8 protein-coding genes are annotated in these 12,212 nt (G+C 74.3%); 6 read left to right on the forward strand and 2 right to left on the reverse strand.

Annotated features, from left to right (window positions below):
* On the forward strand, positions 1–1,065 hold a 1,065-nt coding region (locus tag BMY40_RS14785), incomplete at its 5' end, for a glycoside hydrolase family 1 protein (protein ID WP_107436773.1).
* Positions 1,066–1,138: 73 nt separating this feature from the next.
* On the opposite strand, the gene BMY40_RS14790 is transcribed toward BMY40_RS14785, so the two are convergent.
* Positions 1,139–1,576, reverse strand: a complete 438-nt coding sequence (locus tag BMY40_RS14790) for a DnaJ family domain-containing protein (protein WP_093659600.1) — start codon at positions 1,574–1,576, stop codon at positions 1,139–1,141.
* 101 nt (positions 1,577–1,677) lie between these two features.
* Entirely contained in the window at positions 1,678–3,213 is a 1,536-nt protein-coding gene (locus BMY40_RS14795; protein WP_093659602.1) for an ATP-dependent DNA ligase, read from the reverse strand.
* A 137-nt stretch (positions 3,214–3,350) separates the two neighbouring features.
* Here BMY40_RS14795 and BMY40_RS14800 point away from each other — a divergent pair, with 137 nt between their 5' ends.
* From BMY40_RS14800 to BMY40_RS14820, 5 genes are all read left to right on the forward strand, one after another.
* Positions 3,351–3,971, forward strand: coding sequence for a dihydrofolate reductase family protein (locus BMY40_RS14800; protein ID WP_093659603.1), 621 nt, complete (start codon positions 3,351–3,353; stop codon positions 3,969–3,971).
* Between the two features lie 193 nt (positions 3,972–4,164).
* The gene (locus BMY40_RS14805; RefSeq protein WP_093659604.1) at positions 4,165–4,659 is read left to right on the forward strand and encodes a DUF6069 family protein; all 495 of its coding nucleotides are present in this window, start codon (positions 4,165–4,167) and stop codon (positions 4,657–4,659) included.
* Between the two features lie 382 nt (positions 4,660–5,041).
* Complete coding sequence (locus BMY40_RS14810) at positions 5,042–9,085, forward strand: HAMP domain-containing protein (RefSeq protein WP_093659906.1); 4,044 nt, start codon at positions 5,042–5,044, stop codon at positions 9,083–9,085.
* A gap of 47 nt (positions 9,086–9,132) precedes the next feature.
* Positions 9,133–11,733, forward strand: a complete 2,601-nt coding sequence (locus tag BMY40_RS14815; RefSeq protein WP_093659606.1) for a SpoIIE family protein phosphatase — start codon at positions 9,133–9,135, stop codon at positions 11,731–11,733.
* A gap of 117 nt (positions 11,734–11,850) precedes the next feature.
* Positions 11,851–12,162 (forward strand): hypothetical protein, encoded by a 312-nt coding sequence (locus BMY40_RS14820; RefSeq protein ID WP_093659608.1) that lies wholly within the window; start codon positions 11,851–11,853, stop codon positions 12,160–12,162.
* Positions 12,163–12,212: the final 50 nt, after the last annotated feature.

Raw genomic sequence — 12,212 nt, forward strand, 5'->3', positions numbered from 1 at the left:
CTCTACCACTGGGACCTGCCGCAGGAGCTGGAGGACGCCGGCGGCTGGCCGGAGCGCGCCACCGCCGAGCGGTTCGCGGAGTACGCCTCCCTGGTCGCCGGCGCGCTCGGCGACCGCGTGGAGCGCTGGACCACCCTCAACGAACCCTGGTGCTCGGCCTTCCTCGGCTACGGCTCGGGCGTGCACGCCCCCGGCCGCACCGACCAGGCGGACGCGCTGCGCGCCGCCCACCACCTCAACCTCGCCCACGGACTGGGCACCCAGGCCCTCCGCGCCGCCCTCCCCGCCGGCGCGCAGACCTCCGTCACCCTCAACCTCCACCATGTGCGGCCCCTGACCGACGGCCCCGCCGACCTCGACGCCGCACGCCGCATCGACGGCGTCGCCAACCGGGTCTTCACCGGCCCCATGCTGCGCGGCGAGTACCCGGACGACGTCCTGCGCGACACCGCGCACCTGACGGACTGGAGCTTCGTCGAGGACGGCGACCTGGCGGACATCCACCAGCCGCTGGACTTCCTGGGCGTCAACTACTACAGCCCCACCCTCGTCTCCGCCGCCTCCGGCCCCGGCACCCACAACGCCGACGGGCACGGCGCGAGCGAGCACAGCCCCTGGCCGGGCGGCGACGACGTCGCCTTCCACCGGACGCCGGGCGAGACCACCGCCATGGGCTGGACGATCGACCCGAGCGGGATGTACGACCTGCTGCTGCGGGTCCGGGACGACTTCCCCGGCATGCCGGTGGTCATCACCGAGAACGGCGCCGCCTTCGACGACTACGTCGACCCCGAGGGCCGCGTCCTGGACCCGCAGCGGATCTCCTACCTCCACGGCCATCTGGCGGCGGTGCACCGGGCCATCGAGGCCGGGGCGGACGTGCGCGGCTACTTCCTGTGGTCCCTGCTGGACAACTTCGAGTGGGGGTACGGTTACAGCAAGCGCTTCGGCGCGGTGTACGTGGACTACGCCACCGGCAGGCGCATCCCCAAGGAGAGCGCCCGCTGGTACGCGAAGGTGGTCCGCGACGGCGCCCTGCCCCCGGAGCCCGGCGCGCGGGCCTGACCGCGCCCGGAGCCCCGGCCGCGGTCCGGCCCCGATCCGTCTGCCGGGCCCGCGGCCGGCCGTCCCCGCGAGGTCAGGCGGGGCGCCGCCCGCCGCCCCCGCGCCCCTCACGCTCCCCGCGCCCCTGATGCCACTCCCGTACGATCTCCTCGGCGTCGAAGGGCTCCAGGCCCAGCGGGGGCCCGGGCGGCGGCATCCGCAGCGCCGCGCGGATCCTCTCGTTGATCCCCGCCACGATCCGCCGCACCTCCGGCTCCGAGCGGGCCCGGCGCGCGGCGGCCAGGGCGTCCTCCGCCTCCTTGCGCAGGGCGAGCGCGGGCGGCAGGTAGGAGAGCCCTTCGCGGCTCATCTTCTTCCTGACCCACCACAGGTCGTCGTAGGGCTGGTCCAGATCGGGCAGCGGCCTGCCCATGCCCGGCAGCTCGTCGAACTCGCCGCGTTCGGCCGCCTCGCGGATCTGCCGGTCGGCCCATGTCTCGAAGTCGACGCCGGGCGGTTTGCGTTCGGTCACGGTGCGCTCCTCCCCACGGGACGGCGGCGGAGGCGGACCTCCGCGAAGCCGCGCTCGTACGGCCCAGGCTACGCGGAAGGCGTTCCGCGGGGCGGGAGCGCTCACCCGGCCAGGGCGAGCACGGCCTCCACGGTGTCCGCCTCCGCCGCCGTCTTGTCCTCCCGGTAGCGCAGCACCCGGGCGAACCGCAGCGTCACCCCCTCCGGGTAGCGGGGGGAGCGCTGCACCCCGTCGAAGGCGATCTCCACCACCAGCTCCGGCCGAACCGTCACCGTGAACCCGTCGTCCTCCACCGCCAGTTCGCGCAGCCGCCCGGTCTGCCAGGTCAGCAGGGCGTCGGTCAGGCCCTTGAAGGTCTTGCCGAGCATCGCGAAGGAGCCGTCCGCCCGGCGCGCGCCCAGATGGAGGTTGGACAGCTTCCCCGCGCGCCGCCCGTGCCCCCACTCGGCCGCCAGCACCACCAGGTCCAGGGTGTGCACCGGCTTCACCTTCAGCCAGGACGCCCCGCGCCGCCCCGCGCCGTACGCGGAGTCCAGAGCCTTGAGCATCACGCCCTCGTGGCCGCGGACCAGCACCTCGTCGGCGAACCCCCGCGCCGCGGCACGGGCCCGCTCGTCCCGCTGATCCTCGACGACCGTGCGCAGCACCCGCATCGGCCCGGGCACCACCCGGGCCAGTTCCGCGTGCCGCCGGGCCGCCGGCAGCTCCAGCAGGTCGCGGCCGTCGACCGACAGCAGGTCGAAGAAGACGGGCGACAGCGGCAGCGACGCGCGCGCCCGCTCCACGTCCAGCCGCGACCCGACCCGGCCGGCCACCTCCTGGAAGGGCCTGGGCCGGCCGTCCTCGCCCAGGGCGATGACCTCGCCGTCGAGGACCGCCCGCCCGGCCCGCAGCTCCCGGGCGGCGGCCACCACCTCCGGGAGGCGGCCGGTGATCTCGTCCAGGGTGCGGGTGAAGACCCGCACCTCCGGGCCGTCGCGGTGCACCTGGACGCGGATGCCGTCGAGCTTCTCCTCCACCGCGCACGGCCCGAGCCGGTCCAGCGCCTCGTCCACGCTCCCGGCGGTCTGCGCGAGCATCGGCAGCACCGGCCGTCCCACGTCCAGGCGGAAGTCCGCCAGCGCGCCGGGGCCGCGGGCGAGCAGGGCCTGGGCCACACGTCCCAGCGAGCCGCCGACCATCACCGCCCGCCGCACCCCGGCCGGCTCCGCGCCCACCGCCGCCGCCAGGCCCTCGACGGCGAACGCGTCCAGGGCCCCCTGCCGCAGCTCGCCGCCGATCAGCCGGACGAGGAAGCGCTGCTCCTCGCCGGTGGCGGCGGACAGCAGCCCGTGCAGCAGCCGCCCGCGCTCGGCCTGCGCGCCCCGGCCCGAGACGGCGGCGATCGCCTCCAGGGCCCGGTGCACGTCCGTCACCGACAGCGACGGCGCGTCCGCCGGGGGGACGGCCCGGCTCAGCGCCTTCCAGCCGATCCCGGTCCTGCGCTGGGGGAGCCTGCCCGCCAGATAGGTGACGACGACCGGGACCTCCTCGGGGCCGGCCGCGCGGAACAGCCCGGCGAGCAGGGCGACCTTCTCCGTACGCGAGGAGGTCTGGGCGACCTGGTGGGAGATCCGGGCGACTTCGGCCAGCAGCATGTCCCCATCCTCACCCGGACGGCCGCCACCGGCGCCGAACGGCGCGCGGAAGAGGAGACACACCGGGACCGATGAGTTCCGGCGCACCGGCGGGTCCGTACCCGTGAGACCGAGCGCGGAGGAAGAGGACGAGGACGATGGCGAAAGTGACGCTGACGGAGTTCCTGACCCTGGACGGGGTCGTGCAGGCGCCCGGGGGCCCCGACGAGGACCGCGACGGCGGATTCGAGCACGGCGGCTGGCTGGTCCCCTACGCCGACGAGGACATGGGGCGGTTCGTCGACGAGGGCTTCCGGTCCGCGGACGCCTTCCTGCTGGGCCGCAGGACGTACCAGATCTTCGCCGCCTACTGGCCGCGCGTCACCGACGCGGACAACCTGGTGGCGAGCAGGCTCAACACCCTGCCCAAGTACGTCGCCTCCCGGACGCTGGACGGCGTCGGGTGGCACAACTCCACGCTGCTGAGGGGCGACGCGGTACGCGAGGTCGCCGCGCTCAAGGAGCGGCTGGAGGGCGAACTGCAGATCCACGGCAGCGGGAACCTGGCGCGGAGCCTGATGGCGCACGGCCTCATCGACGAGTACCGCCTGCTGACCTACCCCGTCATCCTGGGCGGCGGCAAGCGCCTGTTCGACGGCGGGGCCGTGCCGGCCGCGCTGGAGCGCACCGGTGGCAGGACGACCTCCACCGGGGTGGCGATCAACACCTACCGGGTGGCGGGGCCGCCCGGCCACGGCTCGTTCGAGCTGGAGGAGTGAGCGAGGGAGCGGGCGCACCGGGGGGTGGGGGCGCGGCCCCCACCCCCCGGTCCCGCAGGACGAGGGGGCGGCCGTGCCGGAGGTGCGCCACCGCGCCGTGGCCCGGCCCTCCCGCGACGGCCGCCGCGGAGGTGAACGCCGGGCCGTTACGGGTATCCGCGAGAGAGCCGACCTCAACGCAGCGAGGTGACCCATGACAGGCCCGCCCCCCTACGACCAGTACCCCTCTCACGGCGACCGGCGGGAACCGGCGCCGGCGCGGATCGCGGCGGGACGGCTGTGGGCCACCGGTGCGGCGACCGCCGCCGTCGCCGCCCTCGCCGCCGTGGTCACCACACTCCTGATCCGCGGTGTCCTCGGCGTCCCCGTCTTCGCCCCGGACGGGGCGGGCGCGTGGGGGGACGCGACCACCGGCTACCTCGCCGCCCTCGCCGCCGGCGCGGCCCTGGTGGCCACGGCCCTGCTGCACCTGCTGCTGGTGGCCACGCCCCGGCCGGGCCGCTTCTTCACCTGGATCGTGCTCCTGGTGACCGCCGCGATGATGCTGTTCCCCTTCACCACCGGCATCGCCACCGAGTCGAAGTTCGGCACGGCGGCCGTCGCCCTGGTGACGGGGCTGGCCATCACCAGCCTGCTGTCCTCGGCGGTCCCCTCGGTGGTCACCGACCGGGACCGGTTCTCCGGCTGAGGCGGCGGCCTCCGCGCCCCCCTCCCGCCCGCGGTGCCGGAGTACGGGTCCACGTCGTCCGCGCAGCCGGCAGCCGGCAGCCGGGTTGCGGGGGAGAGGGGCGCCGGCCGTTCCCCGACGGAAAGGAGGCCACCGGGGAACCTCCGCGAACCGCCATGCCGCCCGCACGCTCAACTTCTGACATGTACGCCGGTGTTCTCAAAGACGGAGATTCGGTGACCGTCCCGGGGTGGGGTAATCTCGGCGTGTCTGCACGTTTGTCGGATGACAAGCGTGAGGGACTGTGAACGTGGTGTGAGCACACCGCCTGCCCGTCCGGGTGCGACCGGGGGAGCACGGCACGTGATGAACCCGGTGGCGGACGAGCGGAGCGATGGCGGACATGGCTGACACCACGGTTGGCGAGCCGCGCCCGGCGGGGCGCGGCAGGACCACCCGGAGCCGGAGCACCGGCGGCAGGGCGGGGGAGGAGGAGCTGAGGCAGCTCCTGGCCGGCCTGACAGCCGTCCGGGACGGCGACTTCGGCACCCGACTGCCGGACGGCGCCGACGGAGTCCTCGGCGAGATCGCCACGGTCTTCAACGGCATGGTGGACCAGCTGTCGCTGTTCACCTCCGAGGTGACCCGCGTCTCCCGCGAGGTCGGCAGCGAGGGGCGCCTGGGCGGCCAGGCCCAGGTGCCCGGCGCCGGCGGAGCCTGGCGCGACCTGACCGACTCGGTCAACTTCATGGCCGGGAACCTCACCGCCCAGGTGCGCTCCATCGCCCAGGTGACCACGGCGGTCGCCAAGGGCGACCTCTCCCAGAAGATCCGGGTGGACGCGCGCGGGGAGATCCTGGAGCTGAAGGAGACCATCAACACGATGGTCGACCAGCTCTCGGGCTTCGCGGACGAGGTCACGCGGGTGGCGCGCGAGGTGGGCACCGAGGGCAAGCTCGGCGGCCAGGCGGACGTCAAGGGCGTCTCCGGCACCTGGCGCGACCTGACCGACTCGGTCAACTTCATGGCCGGGAACCTCACCGGCCAGGTGCGCTCCATCGCCCAGGTGGCCACGGCGGTCGCCGAGGGCGACCTCTCCCAGAAGATCCGGGTGGACGCGCGCGGGGAGATCCTGGAGCTGAAGGAGACCATCAACACGATGGTCGACCAGCTCTCGGCGTTCGCGGACGAGGTCACGCGGGTGGCGCGCGAGGTGGGCACCGAGGGCAAGCTCGGCGGCCAGGCCGCGGTGCGCGGCGCCTCCGGCACCTGGAAGGACCTGACCGACTCCGTCAACGTGATGGCCTCCAACCTGACCGGTCAGGTGCGCTCCATCGCCCAGGTGGCCACCGCCGTCGCGCGCGGCGACCTGTCGCAGAAGATCACCGTCGAGGCCAAGGGCGAGGTCGCGGCCCTCGCCGACGTCATCAACACGATGGTCGACACGCTCTCGGCGTTCGCCGACGAGGTCACCAGGGTCGCGCGCGAGGTGGGCACCGAGGGCATCCTCGGCGGCCAGGCACGGGTGCCGGGCGTCGCGGGCACCTGGAAGGACCTGACCGACAACGTCAACTCGATGGCCAACAACCTGACCGGGCAGGTCCGCAACATCGCTCAGGTCACCACCGCTGTCGCCCAGGGCGACCTCACCCGCAAGATCGACGTGGACGCGCGCGGGGAGATCCTGGAGCTGAAGACCACCATCAACACCATGGTCGACCAGCTCTCCGCCTTCGCCGCGGAGGTCACCAGGGTGGCCCGCGAGGTCGGCAGCGAGGGACGCCTGGGCGGCCAGGCCGAGGTCGAGGGCGTCTCCGGCACCTGGAAGCGCCTGACGGAGAACGTCAACGAGCTGGCCGGGAACCTCACCCGCCAGGTCCGCGCCATCGCCGAGGTCACCAGCGCCGTCGCCGAGGGCGACCTGACCCGCTCGATCACCGTGGACGCCTCCGGCGAGGTCGCCGACCTCAAGGACAACGTCAACCTCATGGTGCAGTCCCTGCGCGAGACCACCCGGGCCAACCAGGAGCAGGACTGGCTCAAGACCAACCTGGCCCGCATCTCGGGCCTGATGCAGGGCCACCGCGACCTCGACGTCGTCGCCGAGCTGATCATGGACGAGCTGACCCCGCTCGTCGGCGCCCAGTACGGCGCCTTCTACCTCGCCGAGGACGACGAGGAGGGCACCGAACTGCGCCTGGTCGGCTCCTACGGCCACCCCGCGGCGGCAGACGGCGCCGAGCCGCCGCGCTTCAGGCTCGGTCAGTCCCTGGTCGGCCAGGCCGCCCGCAGCCGCCGCACCATCACCGTCGACGACCTGCCCTCCGGCTACGTCACCGTCGCCTCGGGCCTGGGCGCCACCGAGCCCACCAGCCTGATCGTGCTGCCGATCACCGCGGAGGACCAGGTGCTCGGCGTCATAGAGCTGGCCTCGGTCACCCCCTTCACCGCGCTCCACCAGGACTTCCTCGGCCGGCTCATGGAGACCGTCGGCGTCAACGTCAACACCATCGTCGCCAACGCCCGCACCGACGAGCTGCTGGCCGAGTCCCAGCGCCTGGCCGCCGAGCTCCAGGAGCGCTCCGAGGAGCTCCAGGTCCAGCAGGACGAACTCCAGCGCTCCAACGCGGAGCTGGAGGAGAAGGCCGCCCTCCTGGCCTCCCAGAACCGCGACATCGAGACCAAGAACCTGGAGATCGAGCAGGCGAGGCAGGAGCTGGAGGACCGCGCCCAGCAGCTGGCGCTGGCCTCGAAGTACAAGTCGGAGTTCCTGGCCAACATGAGCCACGAGCTGCGCACACCGCTCAACAGCCTGCTGATCCTCGCCCAGCTCCTGGCGCAGAACCCGACCCGCAACCTCACCCCCAAGCAGGTCGAGTACGCGGGCATCATCCACTCCGCCGGCTCCGACCTGCTCCAGCTGATCAACGACATTCTGGACCTGTCCAAGGTCGAGGCCGGCAAGATGGACATCAACCCCGAGCGCGTCCCGCTGCGCGGCCTGCTGGACTACGTCGAGGCCACCTTCCGGCCGCTCACCACCCAGAAGAGCCTCGGCTTCACGATCACCACCGCGCCCGGCGTCCCCGTCGACCTGTTCACCGACGACTCCCGGCTGCGGCAGGTGCTGCGCAACCTGCTGTCCAACGCGGTGAAGTTCACCGAGTCCGGCGGCGTGGCCCTGAGGATCGAGCCGGTCGCCCCGGACGAACTGCCCTCCACCGTCCGGCTGCACGGCTCGGCCGTCGCCTTCCGGGTGGAGGACACCGGCATCGGCATCCCCGAGCAGCAGCTGGAGACCATCTTCGGCGCCTTCCAGCAGGCCGACGGGACCACCAGCCGCAAGTACGGCGGCACCGGCCTGGGCCTGTCCATCAGCCGCGAGATCGCCTATCTGCTGGGCGGCGCCATCACCGCCGAGAGCGTTCCAGGGCAGGGCAGCACCTTCACCCTCTACCTGCCCGTGGCACGGCCCGACTTCACCGCCGCGCCGAACGCCGTCCAGCAGTCCGCGGTCCAGGGGGAGGAGACCGGGCCCGCCACCGCCGAGGAGCCGCCCGCCGAGCCGCCGCGGCCGCAGAAGCGGCGGCTGCTGGTGATCGAGGACCGCCCCCGCGGCCTGCTCTCCCTGGTCGCGGAGAACGCCGTGGCGGACCTGGCCGAGAGCGCCCGGGACATGGACGACCCGCGCGGCCCCGTGGAGGTCGTCACCGCGGTCGGGGCGCAGGAGGCCGCCGCCGCGCTCGCCGCGGAGGCCTGCCACTGCGTGGTGCTCCAGCTCGATATGGCGGACGGGACGGCCATGGGCTTCCTGGAGGCCATGGACGGCGACACGGCCCTGCGCCGGGTCCCGGTCCTCGCGCACAACAACCGGCGTCTGGACCCCGAGCAGGAGCGGGCACTGCGCTCCCGCACCGGCAGCCGGCCGATGGAGCTGCTCTCCAGCCTGGACGAGCTGCGCGAACGCATCGCGCTGCACCTGACCGCCGAGGAGCCGGGCGACGTGCTCCCGCTGGTGCGCTCCGAGGAGACCGCCGTGCCGGCGGCCCCGCCCGAGGAGGCGGACGGCTCGCTGGCGGGCCGCACGGTGCTGGTCGTCGACGACGACGCGCGCAACGTCTACGCCCTCACCGGCATCCTGGAGCTCCACGGAATGCACGTCCTGCACGCCGACAACGGCCGCAAGGGCATCGAGACCCTCACCGGCCACCCCGGCGTCGATCTGGTGCTGATGGACGTGATGATGCCGGAGATGGACGGCTACGCCGCGACCGCGGCGATCCGCGCCATGCCCGAACACGCCCACCTGCCCGTCATCGCGGTGACGGCCAAGGCGATGCCCGGAGACCGGGAGAAGAGCATCGCCGCCGGAGCGACCGACTACGTGACCAAGCCGCTGGACGCCCGCGACCTCGTCGCGTGCATCCGTCGCTGCCTGGGCGTGTAGTCGCCGGCACCGTCCGTCAGCCGACCCCCTCCCCGAGGAGCAGCGCAGTGCAGACCCAGCGGCCGGACGAGCCCGTCCCCGAGGACGGGCCGCCGAGCGCCGCCCCGGCACGGGAGGCGTCCGCGGTACACGCGTCCGCGGCACACGCGTCCGCCGCGGACGGGTCCGTGCGGGAGGCGGCGGCCCCGGTGCCGTCCGTGCGGCAGCCGTACGAGGGCAGGGTGTACGAGCGCGGGGTGTACGACGGTGCCCCGCCGCGCGACGGCGCCGACGTCCGCGTCGGCAGGCTGGCCGCCACCGTCGAGCGGCTGCGCCGCGAGGTGCGCGAGGCCCACGCCGCGGCCGAGGGCCGCGCCCTGATCGAGATGGCCAAGGGCATCCTGGTCGAGCGGCTGGGCTGCGGCCCGGCGCAGGCCGCCAGGCAGCTGGACACCCTCGCCGACCAGGCCGGCCTCTCCCGCCTGGAGCTGGCCGCCGACCTCATCGACCAGGCCGCCCACGACCGGGTCACCGAGGCGGCCCGCGAGTTCCTGGCCAGGGCGGAGGGCGGTGCCGAAGGCCGGGGCGGCACGGACCGGGACGGCGGCCGGGGAGGGGACGGCGGGGAGGCGCCCTCGCTGTCGGTACGGCTGCGCACCGCGGAGAGCGGCGCACTGGCCGCCGACGACACCCAGGCGGTCGCCGAGTCCCTGCTGGAGCACGCGCTGACCCCGCTGGGCGCCGTGGCGGTGGCCATCTGGGCCGCCGGCACCGACGCCTCCCTCACCCTGGCCGGCTCCGCGGGCTACGCGGCCGAGGAGGCCGCGCGGTGGCACTACGTACCGCCGGGCGTGGCCACCCTCGCCCGCCGGGCCCTCACCGAGCGCCGCCCCGTGTGGTTCGCCACTCCCGCCGAGACCGGGCTGCCCACCCTGGGCCGGCGGCAGGCGCCCGAGGGCTGCCGGGTCACGGTCCCCGCCGACAACGGCGGCCGCATCCTGGGCGTTCTGGAGATCTGCTGGCCCGGCCCGCTGGAGCCGCAGCCCCCGCAGGTCCAGCGGCAGATCGAGGCCCTGGCCGAACTGTGCGCCCACACCCTGGACAGCCGCGACGCGGGCGCCGAGGACTCCGGGGAGGCACTCCAGGCACGGCACCCGGGCGCCTCGGAACTGGTGGACTTCGCCGACGGCCTGCTGGACCCGGCCCTGGTGCTGGTGCCCCAACTGGACGCCGAGGGCCGGCTCGCCGACTTCCGCATCCACCACGTCAGCGCCCACTTCGTCGATCCGGCGGGCCGCCCGCGCGGCGCCGTCGCAGGAGCGATGCTGCTGGAGGCCTATCCGATGGCGGTGGGCGAGAGCGGTCTGTTCGAGAAGATCGAGCACGTGCACGCCACCGGCGAGCCGTTCCGCGCCGAACGGATGGTGCTGCGCGCACTGGTCGGCCAGGTGCCGCTGACGGTGGAGGCGTCCGTCAGCATCAGCCGCCACGGTGAGAACGTCCTGCTCATCTGGCGTGTCCAGGACGAGGCGGCGCGACTGGCGAGCGTGCTCCAGCACGCCCAGCGCCTGGGCCGCATCGGCGGCTTCGAGGAGAACCTCGTCACCGGCGAGATCGTCTGGAACAACCAGCTCTTCGCCCTCCACGGACTGCCGCCCACCGCCGCGCCGATCCCGCTGGAGCAGCTGCCCGCACACACCCACGCGGACGACGAGGCCGCCATCGGGCGCTTCCTGCGCACCCTGCTGCACCACCGCCGCCCCGCCTCCACGGCCTTCCGCCTCCAGCGGCCCGACGGGATCGTGCGCCACATCCGCGTGGTCGCCGAACCGGCCCTCGACGCCGAGGGCCGGCTGGTCGCGGTGCGCGGCGCCTACCAGGACGTCTCCGCACAGCACTGGACGGAGGTCGCGCTGGGCGCCACCCGCGACCAGCTCGCCCAGACCGAGCAGCAGGCCGCCGAGCGCAACCGCATGACGCTCCAGCTCCAGCGCGCCATCATGCCGCCCACCCGGGGCCCCATCGACGCCGGGGGGCTGGACATCGCGGTGCGCTACCGCCCCGCCGAGAAGGACCACCTGGTCGGCGGCGACTGGTACGACGCCGTCGTCCTGCCATCGGGCCAGGTGCTGCTCTCCGTCGGCGACGTGGCGGGCCACGGCATCGAGGCGGCCACCGGCATGGTCGTCCTGCGCAACGCCCTGCGCGGTCTGGCCACCACAGGGGCCGGGCCCGCGCAGATACTGGCCTGGCTCAACACCGTCGCCCACCACCTCACCGAGAACGTCACCGCCACCGCCGTCTGCGGCCTCTACGACCCGGACACCCGGACGCTGCGCTGGGCCCGGGCCGGCCATCCGCCGCCGGTCCTGGTGCGCCGGGGGGAGGCCGTCACGCTGCCACTGGTGGGCGGACTGCTGCTCGGCGCCATCGCGGAGGCCGGGTACGAGGAGGAGAAGCTGGTGCTGGAGACCGGCGACATGCTGCTGATGTACACCGACGGTCTCATCGAGCGCCGGGACCGCTCCCTGCAGGAGTCCCTGGACCAGCTCATGGCCCTCGCCCGGGACTCCGGCGCCACCCTGGACAAGCAGCTCGACCGCCTGCTGACCTACAGCAACTCCGACACCGACGACGACACCTGCGTCGTCGGCGTCCGGATGCGCTGACCCGGCCCGGCGGCCCCGGCCCGGCCGGGCCGCCCCTCCCGGTCCGCCGTTTCCGGCCCCGCCCACCGGGTACCTGCGCCGTGCACCCGAACGCGACACACTGCGAGGACGACGGCCATGGGCGAGAAGAACAGGCACCACGAGCAGGGCGAGGGCGAGCACGGCCACGGGGCCGAGCGCCGTACCGACCCGGCCGACCGGGGCCCCGGAGCCCACTCCGGCCGGGAGACGCGGATGGAGCACCGCGTCGTCCCCGGCACGGCGAGCGCCGCCGAGGGCTTCTCCGGCGGCGGCACCGTCGAGGGCGAACCGCTCAAGGGCGTCGAGGCCGAGGAGGACGCCTCCGGCAAGGCGCGGCGGGCGGAGGAGGACGCCTCCGGCAGGGCGGGACGGACGGACACCGGCTCCGGCCGGGAGTCCGGAGGCTGAGCCCCGGCACCGGAACCCTGCGCCGGGCACCGGTGCCGGGCGCGGGGCCG

The sequence above is a fragment of the Streptomyces radiopugnans genome, assembly GCF_900110735.1.
GTDB lineage: Bacteria > Actinomycetota > Actinomycetes > Streptomycetales > Streptomycetaceae > Streptomyces > Streptomyces radiopugnans.

Excerpts from the sequence above, each read along its gene's own strand:
- BMY40_RS14795 (WP_093659602.1), bottom strand. The coding sequence starts at position 3,213 with ATGCTGCTGGCCGAAGTCGCCCGGATCTCCCACCAGGTCGCCCAGACC.
- BMY40_RS14800 (WP_093659603.1), top strand. The coding sequence starts at position 3,351 with ATGGCGAAAGTGACGCTGACGGAGTTCCTGACCCTGGACGGGGTCGTG.
- BMY40_RS14805 (WP_093659604.1), top strand. The coding sequence starts at position 4,165 with ATGACAGGCCCGCCCCCCTACGACCAGTACCCCTCTCACGGCGACCGG.
- BMY40_RS14810 (WP_093659906.1), top strand. The coding sequence starts at position 5,042 with ATGGCTGACACCACGGTTGGCGAGCCGCGCCCGGCGGGGCGCGGCAGG.
- BMY40_RS14820 (WP_093659608.1), top strand. The coding sequence starts at position 11,851 with ATGGGCGAGAAGAACAGGCACCACGAGCAGGGCGAGGGCGAGCACGGC.